The organism is Blastomonas sp., assembly GCF_030373265.1.
Lineage (GTDB): Bacteria > Pseudomonadota > Alphaproteobacteria > Sphingomonadales > Sphingomonadaceae > Blastomonas.
On the sequence record NZ_JAUCZC010000005.1, the window covers coordinates 38932 to 53879 of the forward strand.

Annotated in this window: 14 protein-coding genes; 7 read left to right on the top strand and 7 right to left on the bottom strand. The window is 63.2% G+C overall.

Translation table 11 applies throughout. The features are described from left to right. Window positions 1-5 precede the first annotated feature (5 nt). The 3 genes from rpoD to QUV11_RS04425 form a co-directional block, all read right to left on the bottom strand. Window positions 6-2018: an RNA polymerase sigma factor RpoD gene (gene rpoD, locus QUV11_RS04415; protein WP_300880751.1), complete on the bottom strand. Its 2013-nt coding sequence runs from the start codon at window positions 2016-2018 to the stop codon at window positions 6-8. A 155-nt stretch (window positions 2019-2173) separates the two neighbouring features. Continuing rightward, on the bottom strand, window positions 2174-4084 hold the full coding sequence (dnaG, locus tag QUV11_RS04420) for a DNA primase (protein ID WP_300880752.1): 1911 nt from the start codon (window positions 4082-4084) through the stop codon (window positions 2174-2176). A 10-nt stretch (window positions 4085-4094) separates the two neighbouring features. Beyond that, entirely contained in the window at window positions 4095-4550 is a 456-nt protein-coding gene (locus QUV11_RS04425; protein ID WP_300880753.1) for a GatB/YqeY domain-containing protein, read from the bottom strand. 221 nt (window positions 4551-4771) lie between these two features. On the opposite strand from QUV11_RS04425, the gene carA reads away from it, so the two are divergent. The 5 genes from carA to QUV11_RS04450 all read left to right on the top strand — a co-directional run bounded on the left by carA (window position 4772) and on the right by QUV11_RS04450 (window position 11000). Then, window positions 4772-5950, top strand: a complete 1179-nt coding sequence (gene carA, locus QUV11_RS04430) for a glutamine-hydrolyzing carbamoyl-phosphate synthase small subunit (protein WP_300880754.1) — start codon at window positions 4772-4774, stop codon at window positions 5948-5950. After that, the gene (locus tag QUV11_RS04435; RefSeq protein WP_300880755.1) at window positions 5947-6318 is read left to right on the top strand and encodes a ribonuclease E inhibitor RraB; all 372 of its coding nucleotides are present in this window, start codon (window positions 5947-5949) and stop codon (window positions 6316-6318) included. The genes carA and QUV11_RS04435 overlap by 4 nt, the downstream gene beginning before the upstream one ends. 63 nt (window positions 6319-6381) lie before the next feature. Then, window positions 6382-9735, top strand: coding sequence for a carbamoyl-phosphate synthase large subunit (gene carB, locus QUV11_RS04440; RefSeq protein ID WP_300880756.1), 3354 nt, complete (start codon window positions 6382-6384; stop codon window positions 9733-9735). Window positions 9736-9842: 107 nt separating this feature from the next. Then, window positions 9843-10319, top strand: coding sequence for a transcription elongation factor GreA (gene greA, locus QUV11_RS04445; protein WP_300880757.1), 477 nt, complete (start codon window positions 9843-9845; stop codon window positions 10317-10319). Between the two features lie 3 nt (window positions 10320-10322). Beyond that, a complete protein-coding gene (locus tag QUV11_RS04450) occupies window positions 10323-11000 on the top strand; it encodes a rhomboid family intramembrane serine protease (protein WP_300880758.1) in 678 nt (225 codons plus the stop codon). Between the two features lie 15 nt (window positions 11001-11015). Here QUV11_RS04450 and QUV11_RS04455 read toward each other — a convergent pair whose 3' ends face one another. From QUV11_RS04455 to QUV11_RS04470, 4 genes are all read right to left on the bottom strand, one after another. Beyond that, window positions 11016-11240 carry a DUF4170 domain-containing protein gene (locus QUV11_RS04455; protein ID WP_300880759.1) on the bottom strand — a complete coding sequence of 75 codons (225 nt, stop codon included), beginning with the start codon at window positions 11238-11240 and terminating at the stop codon, window positions 11016-11018. Between the two features lie 142 nt (window positions 11241-11382). Next, window positions 11383-11736: a hypothetical protein gene (locus QUV11_RS04460; protein ID WP_300880760.1), complete on the bottom strand. Its 354-nt coding sequence runs from the start codon at window positions 11734-11736 to the stop codon at window positions 11383-11385. Then, window positions 11733-12212: a phage holin family protein gene (locus QUV11_RS04465; RefSeq protein WP_300880761.1), complete on the bottom strand. Its 480-nt coding sequence runs from the start codon at window positions 12210-12212 to the stop codon at window positions 11733-11735. The genes QUV11_RS04460 and QUV11_RS04465 overlap by 4 nt, the downstream gene beginning before the upstream one ends. A 31-nt stretch (window positions 12213-12243) precedes the next feature. Continuing rightward, complete coding sequence (locus QUV11_RS04470; protein WP_300880762.1) at window positions 12244-12882, bottom strand: hypothetical protein; 639 nt, start codon at window positions 12880-12882, stop codon at window positions 12244-12246. A 215-nt stretch (window positions 12883-13097) separates the two neighbouring features. On the opposite strand from QUV11_RS04470, the gene eno reads away from it, so the two are divergent. After that, window positions 13098-14372, top strand: coding sequence for a phosphopyruvate hydratase (eno, locus tag QUV11_RS04475; protein ID WP_300880763.1), 1275 nt, complete (start codon window positions 13098-13100; stop codon window positions 14370-14372). Window positions 14373-14455: 83 nt separating this feature from the next. Next, window positions 14456-14767, top strand: a complete 312-nt coding sequence (locus QUV11_RS04480; protein ID WP_300880764.1) for a septum formation initiator family protein — start codon at window positions 14456-14458, stop codon at window positions 14765-14767. The last annotated feature ends 181 nt before the right edge of the window (window positions 14768-14948 follow it).

Genomic DNA, 14948 nt, shown 5'->3' on the forward strand with positions numbered 1-14948 from the left:
CACCCTCACTGATCCAGGAACGACCGCATCTTGCGCGACCGTGACGGGTGCTTCAGCTTGCGCAGCGCCTTGGCCTCGATCTGACGGATACGTTCGCGGGTCACCGAGAACTGCTGGCCGACTTCCTCGAGCGTATGATCGGTGTTCATACCGATGCCGAAGCGCATGCGCAGCACGCGTTCTTCGCGCGGCGTCAGGCTTGCAAGAACCCGCGTGACAGTTTCCTTGAGGTTCGCCTGGATCGCGGCATCGACCGGGATGATCGCATTCTTGTCCTCGATGAAATCGCCCAGGTGGCTGTCTTCCTCGTCGCCGATCGGCGTTTCGAGGCTGATCGGCTCCTTGGCGATCTTCATCACCTTGCGGACCTTTTCGAGCGGCATCGACAGACGCTCGGCCATTTCTTCGGGGGTCGGTTCGCGGCCCTGTTCGTGCAGGAACTGGCGGCTGGTGCGCACCAGCTTGTTGATCGTCTCGATCATGTGCACCGGGATACGGATGGTGCGCGCCTGATCGGCAATCGAACGGGTGATCGCCTGACGGATCCACCAGGTTGCGTAGGTCGAGAACTTGTAGCCGCGGCGATACTCGAACTTGTCCACCGCCTTCATCAGGCCGATATTGCCTTCCTGGATGAGGTCGAGGAACTGCAGCCCGCGGTTGGTGTATTTCTTGGCGATCGAGATGACGAGGCGCAGGTTGGCCTCGACCATTTCCTTCTTGGCGATGCGCGCCTCGCGCTCGCCCTTCTGCACCATGTTGACGATGCGGCGGAACTCGTTGAGGCTCATGCCCGTCGCAGCGGCGATGTCGCTGATCTCCGCACGAATGCGATCGACCGCGCCCGCTTCGTTGCTGACGAACGCAGCCCATTTCTTGTCGATGCCCGCCATGGTTTCGAGCCACGCTTCGTCCATCTCGTGGCCGACATAGCGGTCGAGGAAGTCCTTGCGCGGCACCTTGTGACGCTCGGCCAGGCGCAGCATCTGCCCGCCCAAAGCGGTCAGGCGGCGGTTGAAGGCATAGAGCTGATCGACCAGATATTCGATCTTGTTGGCGTGGAACTGGACCGATTCGACTTCGGCGGTCAGCTCTTCGCGCAGCTTGTGATAGCTCTTTTCCTTGGCGGGGGCGAAATCATCGCCGATGCTGAGCGCATTGAGCCGATCGCGCTGGATCTTCTCAAACTTGCGGAACAGCGAGGTGATCAACGCGAATTTCTCGAGCGCGGCAGGCTTCAACTGCGCTTCCATCTGCGCGAGGCTGAGGGTGTTGTCCTCCTCCTCGTCGTCGTCCGGGCGGCGCGTGCGGCGCTCGGTCAGATCGTCCTCGTCGTCGTTGGTCTCGGCGACCTCCTCGACTTCCTCCTCTTCCTTGAAGCTGGGGCCTGCGGTCTTCTCGCTGATCTCGCCATCATCCTCGCCGTCCTCGGACAGGCTTTCGGGCGCGGGCTCCTTGGATAGCATCGCGTCGAGATCGAGGATCTCGCGCAGCTGCATTTCGCCGTCGTTGAGCGCGGTCGACCATTCGATGATCGCGTGGAAGGTGATCGGGCTTTCGCACAACCCCAGGATCATCGTGTCGCGGCCGGCCTCGATGCGCTTGGCGATGGCGATTTCGCCCTCGCGGCTGAGCAGCTCCACCGCGCCCATTTCGCGCAGATACATCCGCACCGGGTCATCGGTGCGGTCCATCGTCTCCTTCTTCTTTTCAGGAGAGATGTTGAGCTGTTCCGAACCGTCGTCGGGGGTGTCTTCGTCGGCGGCGGGCTGTTCCTCGCCGGCTTCCTCGTCGTTCTCGACGATGTTGACGCCCATCTCCGAGATCGCGGACATCACGTCTTCGATCTGCTCGGAGGACATCTGGTCCTGCGGCAGCGCCTCGTTCAGCTCGTCATAGGTAATATAGCCGCGCTTCTTGGCGCGCGAGAGCAGCTTCTTGACCGAGGCTTCGTTCAGATCGATCAGCGGTGCATCCGTGGTGTCGGCCTTGCTGTCTTTCGGTGCCTTGCTTGCCAATTCCGTAATTCCTGTCACCTGTGTCGCCGCCGCCTGCGTGGGGGCTGCGGAGAGAATTTTGCGTCATATCAGGCCGCGATTGGCCGATACAAATGTTTTGCGTCCAAGCTCAAGCGGCCCTGCATCTTCCGAAGTGCTGGCGACGGTATCGCCGGTTATGCACTTCGCTCCGTCAATTCTATCAGGCGCTGGTCAAACTGCTGCTTTCTTGCCCTTAGCTGTTGTTGCTCCAAAAACAATCCATCACCCGAATCATTTTCTGCCAGATCGGTTTCAAACCGCCGGGTTACCTCGCTCAGGGCCGCCACCAGTCGGGGCCTGGTGGTCATCACCTCGATTGCCTCGGCAAAATCGCCAGCAATGCGAATCTCGTGCGTTTCGTCCGTTGTCGGCTGCACCGGGGTACAGAACGAAAATGGCGGCTTGCCACCCGATTTCAGCCGGTCGATCGTGTCTGCCATGCCCTTGCTGTGCAATATGGTCATAAGCCGACCCGTATCAAGAGTTTCCGCCGCGTCCATCGGCTGAACCGAATGCGCATGGGCCGCGTCGAGCATGGTTCCGAGCAGATCGGCCCAACCGTCTGCCAGCGCCACGAACTCGCTCAGGGCTTCGGAATGATGGATCATCAGCGCCGGGCGACACAGCAAACCGTGGAGCACGCCGCGCAGGATAAGGTCGCTCATCGGCTGGCGGCTGAACTCGCGCAGCTCCGCGCTCGGCGGCACAGGCTCGTCGCGCCGCTGCCAGCCTTTCTGACCCTTTTGCCCCGGCCTGAAGGCGGGGGAGGGCGTCGATTGCGGACGCGCACCGAAGAACATGTCCGAAAAGCGCTGGCCGATCTCGCGGCGATACAGCGCCTTGATATCGCCATCGGCAATCGTATCGGCATGCGCGTTGAGCCTGGCCTTGAAGCCCGCGCGCGCCTCGGGGCTTTGGAGCGGGGCTGCGGCCAGCTCGTGCGTCCACAGATGGTCAAGCAGCCCGGCGGCGCGATCGATGCACGCGGTGAACGCCGCTGGCCCCGATGCGCGCACCAGATCGTCGGGGTCCTGGCCCGCAGGCAGCGAGACGAAACCCAGCGACAGCCCTGGCTTGAGCAGCGGCAGCGCGCGCGACGCGGCGCGCATCGCTGCCTTCTGGCCGGCACTGTCGCCATCGAAGCACAGCAATGGCCTGTCGACCATCTTCCACAGCCGTTCGATCTGGTGCTCGGTGAGCGCGGTGCCCAAAGGCGCGACGCATTCGCCGAAGCCCGCCTGCGCCAGCGCAATCACGTCCATATAGCCTTCGACCACCACCACGCGCCCGGTCTGGCGCGATGCGGGCGCGGCGATATGCAGGTTGTAGAGCGTGCGGCCCTTGTCGAACAGCGGCGTGTCGGGCGAGTTCAAGTATTTGGGCTCGCCGGCGCCGAGGATGCGGCCGCCGAATGCGATCACCCGACCGCGCGGGTCGCGGATCGGGATCATCACTCGCCCGCGGAAGCGGTCATAGGCGGGCTTGTCGTCGACCTTGATCAGCAGCCCCGCCTCGATCAGCAGGTCCTCGTCGATCGAGGCGAGCGCGGACTTGATCCCGGTGCGGCTGTCGGGCGCAAAGCCGATGCCAAAGCGTTGCACCGTCTCCGCCGTCAGCCCGCGCGCCTTGAGATAGGCGCGCGCCTGCTCGCCTGATGCACTGTGCAGTTGCGCGACGAACCAGTCCTGCGCCGCCTGGCAGACATCGTGCAGCGAGGCGCGCGCCTCCGCCTGACGCGCCGCGCGCGGATCGGGCGCGGGCACGGTCATCCCGGCTTCGGAGGCGAGCTCCTTGACCGCATCCATGAACCCCAGACCCTGATGATCGGTCATGAACCGGATCGCATCGCCATGCGCCCCGCAACCGAAGCAGTGATAGAAGCCCTTGTCGTCGTTGATCGTGAAGCTGGGGGTCTTCTCGTTGTGGAACGGGCAACACGCCTTGAACTCGCGCCCCGCACGCTGGACCTTCACATGCCGCCCGATCACGCTCGACAGCGTGATGCGCGAGCGCAATTCGTCCAGCCATTGCGGGGTGAGGGTCATGGGCTTCCGATTAGCCTGCCAAGGCTTCCTTCACCCAGCCGCTGGCCTTGCTCATGTCGATCTCGGAGGCGTGGCGGGCTTTGACCTCGGCCATGACCTTGCCCATGTCCTTGAGGCTGGAGGCGCCGGTCTCGGCGACCACCGCAGCGATGGCGGCCTTGGCTGCCGCCTCATCGAGCTGCGCGGGGAGGAATTCCTCGATGATCGCGACTTCGGAAGCCTCCTGTGCGGCGAGTTCGGCGCGGCCGCCTTGCTCGTACATTCCGATCGACTCGCGGCGCTGCTTGATCATCTTCTGCAGCACTTCGGTGACCATCGCATCGTCATCGATCGTCGCTGACGAGGTGCGCAGCTCGATATCGCGGTCCTTGATCTTGGCGAGGATCAGGCGGACCGCCGCGGTGCGGGGCCTGTCGCCCCCCTTCATTGCCGCAACCTGCGCAGCCTTAAGCGAATCGCGAATCATGCGAACGCATCCTTTCCCGGTGAATTTTGGAACAAGCGACCAACCTAGCGGGAATAAAATGTTTTTCATAGATTGACCGTGCAACCTGCGCGGGCCTAGTGACCCGCCAATTTGGCTGCTTTCCGGCAGGGGGCGTGAACGGAGCTTTGGCACCGCCCGAACCTGCAATAGTCTGCGGCCCGGCCCATTTGCGACTCAACGCAACACAAGGAAAACGATCCATGGCGCACGCCACCACCTCCGCTCAGCCGCAAGGCGCGACCGGGTTGCTGCTTCTGGCCGATGGCACGGCGATCTGGGGCAGGGGCTTTGGTGCCGCCGGCGCAAAGGCAGGCGAAGTCTGCTTCAACACCTCGATCACCGGCTATCAGGAAATCCTGACCGATCCGAGCTATGCCGGGCAGATCATCACCTTCACCTTTCCGCATATCGGCAATGTCGGCGCGAACCCCGAGGATATCGAGGCCGACGTGCCCCAGGCGCTGGGCTGCATCGTGCGCGAGGACGTGACCAACCCGAGCAGCTTCCGCTCGGCACAGCATTTCGGCGAGTGGCTTGCGGCCAACGGCCAGATCGGGATTTCGGGCGTGGATACCCGCGCGCTGACCCGCCGCATCCGCGAGGCCGGCGCGCCCAATGCGGTGATCGCGCACGCCCCCGATGGCGTGTTCGACATGGACGCACTGCTCGCCCAGGCCAAGGGCTGGGCCGGACTCGAGGGCATGGACCTGGCGATCGAGGTCACCGGTGCCGATACCCGCGACTGGCAGGGCGGCGTGTGGGCGCTGGGGCAGGGCTATGCCGGCGACGGCGCCGGAGAACGTCCGCATGTCGTCGCGATCGACTATGGCGCCAAGCACAACATCTTCCGCTCGTTGGTCAAGGCAGGCGCGCGCGTCACCATCGTGCCCGCGCAGACCCCGATCGAGGCGATCGACGCGCTGCAGCCCGATGGCGTGTTCCTCTCCAACGGCCCGGGCGACCCTGCAGCCACCGGCGTCTATGCGGTCCCGGTGATCAAGGATCTGCTCGATCGCGATGTGCCGATCTTCGGCATCTGCCTGGGCCACCAGTTGCTCGGCCTTGCTGCCGGGGCGCGCACGATGAAGATGCACCAGGGCCACAGAGGCGCGAACCATCCGGTCAAGCGGCTCGAGACCGGCGTTGTCGAGATCACCAGCATGAACCATGGCTTCGCGGTCGATGCGGCGACATTGCCCGCCAACGTCGTAGAAACCCATGTCTCGCTGTTCGACGGCAGCAATTGCGGCATCGCCTTCACCGACAAGCGCGCGTTTGGCGTCCAGTATCACCCCGAGGCGTCGCCGGGTCCGCAGGACAGCTTCTATCTGTTCGAGACATTCGTCAGCGGCCTCAAGACATCGGTGAACGCGGCATGAGCATGAAACTCCCCAAGGTCGATCCTGCCCGTATGGAGCAGGAGTGGGCGGCCGATCAGGACGTGCTGCGCAATCTGGCGGCCAATGGCGACCGGGCGAGCGTCAAACGCGCGGTCGACGTCAGCTTTCGCGGGTCGGAGGACAATCTGGAGCGCCTGTCCGAGGCGGCCAAGGGCTTCGGGCTGACCGAGCTCGATCGCGAAGAGGATGCCGAGGGCGGCGAGCCGTATCTGTTCTTCGAGCGGTTCCAGGCGGTCGATGCGCAGTCGATCAAAGACCTGACCCGGCTGTGTCTGCAGATCGAGATGATGTTCAATGTCGAATATGATGGCTGGGGCTGCGAAGCCCAGTCCGGCACGGTGCACTGACCAAACGCCCCGTCGCCGCCTCCCCAAGATGAAATCAAAGCCTTTCAAGAGAGCACACTAACCATGCCCAAGCGCACCGACATAGACAGCATCCTGATCATCGGCGCAGGCCCGATCATCATCGGCCAGGCGTGCGAGTTCGATTATTCGGGCACGCAGGCGTGCAAGGCGCTGAAGGAAGAGGGCTACCGGATCGTTCTGGTCAACTCCAACCCCGCCACGATCATGACCGATCCCGACATGGCCGATGCGACCTATGTCGAACCGATTACGCCAGAGATCGTCGCCAAGATCATCGCCAAGGAGCGCGCCGAACGGCCGAACGAGAAGCTGGTGGTGCTGCCGACGATGGGCGGCCAGACCGCGCTCAACACCGCGCTGGCGCTCGATGCCGACGGAACGCTGGAGAAATACGATGTCGAACTGATCGGCGCCAAGGCCGAAGCCATCGACAAGGCCGAGGACCGCTTGAAGTTCCGCGACGCGATGGACAAGATCGGGCTGGAATCGGCGCGGTCGGGCATTGCCCACACGATCGACGAGGCGCTTGCGGTGCTCGAGCGTACCGGGCTGCCTTCGATCATCCGGCCGAGCTTCACCATGGGCGGCACCGGCGGCGGCATCGCGTACAACCGCGACGAGTTCGTCCAGATCGTCACCGGCGGGCTCGATGCCTCGCCGACCACCGAGGTGCTGATCGAGGAATCTCTGCTCGGCTGGAAAGAGTACGAGATGGAGGTTGTCCGCGACAAGAACGACAACGCGATCATCATCTGCTCGATCGAGAACGTCGATCCGATGGGCGTGCATACCGGCGACAGCATCACCGTGGCGCCCGCGCTGACGCTGACCGACAAGGAATACCAGATCATGCGCTCGGCCAGTATCGCGGTGCTGCGAGAGATCGGCGTCGAGACGGGCGGGTCGAACGTCCAGTTCGCGGTCAACCCCGCCGATGGCCGCCTGATTGTCATCGAGATGAACCCACGCGTGTCGCGCTCCTCGGCGCTGGCGTCAAAGGCGACGGGCTTCCCGATCGCCAAGGTCGCGGCCAAATTGGCGGTCGGCTACACGCTCGACGAGATCACCAACGACATCACCGGCGCGACGCCTGCCAGCTTCGAGCCGACGATCGACTATGTCGTCACCAAGATCCCGCGCTTCGCGTTCGAGAAGTTCAAGGGTGCAAGCCCGCTGCTCGGCACGGCGATGAAATCGGTAGGTGAGGTGATGGCGATCGGCCGCAACTTCCAGGAATCGATGCAAAAGGCGCTGCGCGGGCTGGAGACGGGTCTGAGCGGCTTCAACATGGTCGACCACCTCGTCGGCGCGCCGCATGAGGACATCGTCGCCGAGCTTTCGCAAGCGACGCCCGACCGGCTGCTGATCGCCGCCCAGGCGTTGCGCGAGGGCATGACCGTCGAGCAGGTGCATGCGGTTGCCAAATACGACCTCTGGTTCCTCGAGCAGATCAAGCAGATCGTCGATGCCGAAGCCGAGGTGCTCGCCGATGGCCTGCCGCGCGATGCAGTCGGGATGCGGCGGCTCAAGTCGATGGGCTTTTCCGACAAGCGCCTCGCCTATCTGGCGCTGAAGTCGGCGCATCTGCGTCCCGGCATGGGCCATGCGCTGGCTCGGGGATCGGGCATGGTTCATGACGCGCTGGTGGCGATGACCGGAGGCATCACCGAACAGGAAGTGCGCGCACTGCGCCACAAATTGGGCGTGCGCCCGGTGTTCAAGCGGATCGATACCTGTGCGGCGGAATTCGAGGCGAAGACGCCCTATATGTACTCGACCTACGAAGCGCCGAGCTTCGGCGAGCCCGAATGCGAAAGCCAGCCGACAGGCCGCCGCAAGGTGGTGATCCTGGGCGGCGGACCCAACCGCATCGGGCAGGGGATCGAGTTCGACTATTGCTGCTGCCACGCCTGTTTTGCGCTCGGCGATGCCGGGTTCGAGACGATCATGATCAACTGCAATCCCGAGACGGTGTCGACCGACTACGACACTTCGGACCGGCTGTACTTCGAGCCGCTGACCGCCGAGGATGTGCTCGAGATCCTGGATGTCGAGCGCTCCAACGGCGAACTCGTCGGCGTCATCGTCCAGTTCGGCGGGCAGACCCCGCTCAAGCTGGCACAGGCGCTCGAGGATGCAGGCATCCCGATCCTCGGCACCTCGCCCGACGCGATCGATCTGGCCGAAGACCGTGAGCGGTTTGCCAAGCTGGTCGACAAGCTTGGTCTCAAGCAGCCGCTCAACGGCATCGCGCGCAGCCGCGAAGAGGCGATCGCGGTCGCCAGCCGCATCGGCTATCCCGTGCTCATCCGCCCCTCCTATGTGCTGGGCGGGCGCGCGATGGAGATCGTCGACGGCCAGGCGCAGCTTGAATCCTATATCGCGACGGCAGTCCAGGTGTCGGGCGATAGTCCGGTGCTGATCGACCAGTATCTGCGCGATGCGATCGAGGTCGATGTCGATGCGATCTGCGATGGCCGCGATGTCGCGATTGCAGGGATCATGCAGCATATCGAGGAAGCCGGAGTGCACTCGGGCGACAGTGCGTGCAGCTTGCCGCCCTACAGCCTCTCGGACGACCTGATCGCGGAGATGGAACGCCAGACCAAGGCGCTTGCCGCCGGGCTCAAGGTCCGCGGGCTGATGAACATCCAGTTCGCGGTCAAGGAAGGCCAGGTCTATTTGATCGAGGTCAACCCGCGCGCCAGCCGCACCGTGCCCTTCGTCGCCAAGGCGATCGGCCAGCCGGTGGCGAAATACGCCGCGCGGGTGATGGCGGGCGAGATGCTGGCGGACCTGCCGGTGATCGACCGGAACATCGCTCATATGGCGGTCAAGGAGGCGGTGTTCCCCTGGGCGCGCTTTGCCGGGGTCGATCCGGTGCTCAGCCCCGAGATGAAATCGACCGGCGAGGTGATGGGCATCGACAAGGACTTTGCCACCGCCTTTGCCAAAGCGCAGATCGGTGCGGGACTGACGCTGCCGACCAAGGGTACGGTGTTCATCTCGGTCAAGGAAAGCGACAAGCCCGTGGTGCTGGAAGCGGCGCGGGGCCTCATCGAGCTGGGCATGCAGATCGTCGCCACCGCGGGCACGGCACGTTACCTCAGCGACAATGGTGTCGCGGTCACTCAGGTCAACAAGGTGGCGCAGGGTCGGCCGCATATCGTCGACCGGATCAAGGATGGCGAGATCGCCCTGATTTTCAACACCACCGAGGGCTGGCAGAGCCTGAAGGACTCGCAATCGATCCGTGCGACCGCTTTGACTGGCAAGATTCCGTATTACACGACCGCCGCCGCCAGCGTTGCTGCGGTCAGGGCCATGGCGTCACTCGCCAAGACCAGCCTTGAAGTAAAGCCGCTTCAGGCTTATTATATACGGCCTGACGCTTGAGCCCCCCGACAAGTCGTTATCCTGCTGCGGCCCTGTGCAAGGTGCCGTGAGGGGACGTTTTTCCGGGCGATGGGACAAGCTCAGCCAAGAATGAAGGGATATGCCGAATGGCAACCGTCGATAAGCTGCCGATGCTGGCAGAAGGATATGAAAAGCTCTCGCGCGAGCTGAAACTGCTCAAGGAAGAGCGCCCCCTGATCGTCGAGGCGATCGAGGAAGCGCGCGCGCATGGCGATCTGTCCGAAAACGCCGAGTATCACGCCGCCAAGGAGCGCCAGGGCCAGGTTGAGGCGACCATCGCCGATCTGGAAGGCAAATTGAGCCGCGCGCAGATCATCGATCCCACCACGCTTTCGGGCAACAAGGTCGTGTTCGGCGCGACGGTGACCTTGCTCGACGAAGACGACAAGCCGGTGAAGTACCAGATCGTCGGCGAGGCCGAAGCCGATGCACGCAAGGGCCGCATCAGCTATTCCAGCCCGCTGGGCCGCGCGCTGATCGGCCGCCTGCTTGACGACGAGGTCGAGGTAAGCGTGCCATCAGGCGACAAGTTCTACGTCGTGTCCAAGATCGAGTTCATTTAACAGATGCCCAATCTGCCGCGCGGTGCGGCGACCAACACGCTGGTGATCGCCAACGTGCTGGTATGGCTGGCAGGCCTTTTGACCGGCTGGACCGAATGGTTCCAGGTCGAGGGCGGCTTTCGGGCTGCCAGGATGTCGGATTCGCTGAATGGCCACGCCAGCGCGTTGCCGGTCGATTACCCCTGGGCGATCCCGGTATGGCTGACGCCGATCACATCGGCATTCCTGCACGCAGGATTGTTTCATCTGGCGATGAACATGCTCGTCCTGGTGATGGTGGGGCGCATGATCGAGGCGGCGCTGGGCACCGAACGGTTTGTGGTGCTCTATACCGCGGGCATCATCGCGGCAGCCGCGATGCATTATGCCGTCGACCCGCTCTCGACCACGCCGGTTGTCGGCGCGAGCGGCGCAATCTCCGCTTTGCTGGCAGCCTATTTTCTGTTGTTTTCGCGCCGCAAGCCGCAGGCGATTGGACCGGTGCCTGGGCTTGTCGTGCACATCGCCTGGCTGGCCGCCGCGTGGACGGGGATCAACCTGCTCAGCCAGTTCGCCTTTGCCGGTTCGGCCCTTGGCATTGCCATCTGGGCGCATATCGGCGGCTTTATCGCGGGGTTGGTGCTCGCCGTGCCGCTCGCCCGCAACCCAGCGGTGCGCAGGCCGCGACACGATGTTACCTAACGATTGCCGGAAACCTCAGCCCTGACCGGGCTGTTCGGGATCGAGCAGGCGATGCAGGTGAACGATCACATACTTCATTTCGGCATCGTCGACCGTGCGCTGGGCATTGCTGCGCCACGCTTCCTCGGCGCTGGCATAATCGGGATACACCCCGACAAGGTCCATGCTGTCGAGTTCACAAAAGTCGAGAGTCTGCGGGTTGCTGACGCGCCCGCCCATGACGAGATGAAGTTTGCTCATTGTAGTGTTGCGTCCCATGACCGATGAACAGAATGCCGGTTGGCATCTTCCCCTCACCGGGACCTAGCCGGTCACCGTGTGATTGCGGTGCGCCTTAGTCGCATTTAGAACGATTTTCCACCCCTGACGCGCAGCGGCGACCTCAGCTTTTCAACCGGTCCTTGATCGCACTCGTGGCTGTGTCGATCGACGCTCTCGCTTTGACGGCAAGAGGACCTGCCACTTCGGCGACCGGTTTGCGAAACACCACAAGGCCACCCAGCAAGCCTGCGATCGCCAGCTTGCCACGATGGGCCCATGCCAGAGATCCAACCTTGTCAGCAGCGCCGCCGACCGCCTCCGCGGCATTGTTAATGGCTTCGTCCCGCACGTTTGCCGGGGTGAACCTTTCTTTGGCGCGGGCGAGGGCCTTTTGCCATTGGGTGTGCGCCGCTGTGCGGCGTACCGTCACCTCGGCCAGGCTGGGTTCGTCGGACGGATGCTGCAAGTCACTCATGCGGTGGCTCCACTGGTTGCTGTGGTCGCATCAGGGGTGGGCTCGGTCGCAAACAGTGCGCTGACCTTGCCGACCCGCCCGGCCGCAAGCCAGAAGCACAGGGCTGCCAGCACAAGCGTGCCCGCCACCGTGGCCCCCATTGCGCCCCAGGCGCCCAGCGCCGGTATCAGCGCGATCATCGTGCCGACCACCAGGGCGATCAGCGCGCAGCTGACCAATACCAGACCGACAATGGCCAGTACCGCCATGGTTCGAATCTGACGTCCGGCTGCAGCCATGCGGGCTTTTTGAAAGCCGATCTCGGCATCGACGAGCTCGCGTCCGTCGGCGTAAAGACCGCGCAATTGTGCGATCATGCCAAGCTTGGTGGTGTCCTGCGTGGCAGCGGTTTCGGTGTCCCTGCCTGCTTCTCCATCCGGGGGGATGGCGGGAGCAGGCGCAGTGGAGGCGGTTACAGGATCAGCTGTGGTTTTCATCAATCTGGTTCAGCCAGCGATCTCTCGCCGGTCAGCGCTTCTTGCTGCCGAACACCGATCCGAAAATCTTTGCCAGCATCAGGCTCAAGACAGCGGCTATGCCCACGGCAGCGGCCGGCTTGGTGCGAACGAACTCGCGCGTATCTTCGGCGATCTCATCGACAGGCTTGGCGCGAAGGCGATCGGCGGCGTCGCTGACGGACTGCGCTGCAGTGCGCGCATAATCGCCATATTTGGGTCCGACATTGTCGTCGATTGCGCCTGCGCTGTCGCTGATGATCCGCGCCAGGCCATGAACGGCGTCGCTTGCCATATCCTTGACTTCGGTAGCCACTTCACGGGCCTTGTCGGTGACATTTTCAGGGATCATGGCATTTACCTTGGCAGCCGCAGCGCCAAGAGCGCCGGTGTCGGAAGTGGGCGAGGCGGTCACAGCGAGCGCGGTGCCCGTTGCTGCGACGGGCGCGGAAGCGGCAGATGCTTCGGGCGCAGGCACCGCAGCGCCAGCATTAAAGGGCTGACTGTCGCCCGGCTGGGGGCTGGATGGGGTGCGCTTGGGCCTTGCCGCCTTGGGCGCGCCATCTGACGAAGCCGCTGCTGCCTTTTTGGCGCGGGGCTTCTTGGGCGTGGCCTCGACCGGGGTAGCGGCCTTCATTTCGTCTTCGGACATAGATTCCTCCTCAAGCTTTGCAGCAGACGCATGAGGCGCTGCAGCGGTTCCGCCTGCCCATGCACTATTCTGGCCTGTCCGTGCACATTTTCAAGCGATTTCGGTCGCCTGACTGGACCGCCCGCACCGGCCTCCGGATGGTTGCCAACCGGCCGTTCACCCCCTAGAGGATGCGCCATTCCATCCACCTGACTGACCCGGAAAGAGTGCCGTTTATGACCGCGATCATGGATATCCACGCCCGCCAGATTCTCGACAGCCGCGGTAACCCCACGGTGGAAGTCGACGTGCTGCTCGAAGATGGCAGCTTCGGCCGGGCAGGCGTCCCATCGGGCGCCTCCACGGGAGCATATGAAGCGGTCGAAAAGCGCGATGGCGACATGTCGATGTATATGGGCAAGGGCGTGACCCAGGCCGTCGATATGGTCAACACCGAGATCTTCGAGGCAATCGTCGGGCTCGATGCCGAAGACCAGCGCGACATCGACATGGCGATGATCGGCCTGGACGGCACCGAGAACAAGTCGCGGCTGGGGGCAAATGCGATCCTGGGTGTCAGCCTGGCGGTCGCCAAGGCGGCTGCCGATGCGCGGGGCCTGCCGCTGTACAGCTATGTCGGCGGTGTTTCCGCCCATGTTCTCCCGGTGCCGATGATGAACATCATCAATGGCGGCGAACATGCTGACAACCCGATCGATTTCCAGGAATTCATGATCATGCCGGTCGGCGCCGACAGCCTCGCCGAAGCGGTGCGCTGGGGATCGGAAATCTTCCACACGCTTAAGAAGGGCCTTCACGAAAAGGGTCTTGCCACCGCAGTCGGTGACGAGGGTGGCTTCGCTCCCAACCTGGCCTCGACCCGCGCTGCGCTCGATTTCATCATGGCATCGGTCGAAAAGGCCGGCTTCAAGCCCGGCGAGAACGTGATGCTGGCGCTCGATTGCGCCGCGACCGAATTCTTCCGCGATGGAAAGTATGAGATCAGTGGCGAGGGGCTTTCGCTCAGCCCGACCGAAATGGCGGATTATCTGGGCAAGCTGTGCGATGACTATCCGATCCGCTCGATCGAGGACGGCATGAGCGAAGACGATTTCGAAGGCTGGCTCGCAGTAACCGAACTGCTCGGCAACAAGGTCCAGCTGGTCGGCGACGATCTGTTCGTCACCAACCCCGAGCGCCTCGCGATGGGTATCGAAAAGGGCCTCGCCAACAGTCTGCTGGTCAAGGTCAACCAGATCGGCACGCTCACCGAAACGCTTGAAGCGGTCAGCATGGCGCACCGTGCGGGCTATACCGCGGTGATGTCGCACCGTTCGGGCGAAACCGAGGATGCGACCATCGCCGATCTCGCGGTCGCCACCAATTGCGGTCAGATCAAGACCGGATCGCTGGCGCGCTCGGACCGGTTGGCCAAATACAACCAGCTGATCCGGATCGAGGAAGAGCTGGGTGCTTCTGCTCATTATGCCGGGACAGCCATCTTTCGCTGATCTTGGCCTCTACTGATCGCAATATTGATTCGGGGGGGCAGTTTCAGCTTGTCAGCCCGAATCAATTGTGATTCATAGAGTTAATGCCGCAACGTAAACCTGTCATTAAACCAGCAAAGCAAGCGATCGCGCCGGGCATCTCGCTCGTCGCGCTGCTGGCTATTGGTGCCTATGCTTTGCTGGGACCGACGGGCGTCCTGGCCTGGGGTGATTATCGCCAGCGGCTGGAGGTCCAGAAGGTCGAGCTTGCCAAGTTGCAGGATCAACGCGATGCGCTGCGCAACCGCGTCCGGCTGCTCGATCCGCGCGCGGTCGATCCCGATCTGGTCAGCGAGCTTGTGCGGCGCGATCTCAATGTCGCGCATCCTGACGAAATCATCGTTCCGCTGAAATAGGCAGATCGCTTTCCCGCACAATTGCTGCGGGATTATTGTGCAAAAACCGGCTTGGCCGTTGCGTAAACCGCGCGCTTGCTTCTATACCCGCTGCGGTCGTTCCTCCCCGCCTCACGGCACCGATCCTTATCGTGAAAGGTTCCTCGTCTTGGTCAAGACACCCGCGGCAAAGCCCGCACGC

Coding starts and splice junctions, on each gene's coding strand:
- dnaG (WP_300880752.1), bottom strand. CDS start 4,084: ATGACCCTCACCCCGCAATGGCTGGACGAATTGCGCTCGCGCATCACG.
- QUV11_RS04425 (WP_300880753.1), bottom strand. CDS start 4,550: ATGATTCGCGATTCGCTTAAGGCTGCGCAGGTTGCGGCAATGAAGGGG.
- carA (WP_300880754.1), top strand. CDS start 4,772: ATGGCGCACGCCACCACCTCCGCTCAGCCGCAAGGCGCGACCGGGTTG.
- QUV11_RS04435 (WP_300880755.1), top strand. CDS start 5,947: ATGAGCATGAAACTCCCCAAGGTCGATCCTGCCCGTATGGAGCAGGAG.
- carB (WP_300880756.1), top strand. CDS start 6,382: ATGCCCAAGCGCACCGACATAGACAGCATCCTGATCATCGGCGCAGGC.
- greA (WP_300880757.1), top strand. CDS start 9,843: ATGGCAACCGTCGATAAGCTGCCGATGCTGGCAGAAGGATATGAAAAG.
- QUV11_RS04450 (WP_300880758.1), top strand. CDS start 10,323: ATGCCCAATCTGCCGCGCGGTGCGGCGACCAACACGCTGGTGATCGCC.
- QUV11_RS04455 (WP_300880759.1), bottom strand. CDS start 11,240: ATGAGCAAACTTCATCTCGTCATGGGCGGGCGCGTCAGCAACCCGCAG.
- QUV11_RS04460 (WP_300880760.1), bottom strand. CDS start 11,736: ATGAGTGACTTGCAGCATCCGTCCGACGAACCCAGCCTGGCCGAGGTG.
- QUV11_RS04465 (WP_300880761.1), bottom strand. CDS start 12,212: ATGAAAACCACAGCTGATCCTGTAACCGCCTCCACTGCGCCTGCTCCC.
- QUV11_RS04470 (WP_300880762.1), bottom strand. CDS start 12,882: ATGTCCGAAGACGAAATGAAGGCCGCTACCCCGGTCGAGGCCACGCCC.
- eno (WP_300880763.1), top strand. CDS start 13,098: ATGACCGCGATCATGGATATCCACGCCCGCCAGATTCTCGACAGCCGC.
- QUV11_RS04480 (WP_300880764.1), top strand. CDS start 14,456: ATGCCGCAACGTAAACCTGTCATTAAACCAGCAAAGCAAGCGATCGCG.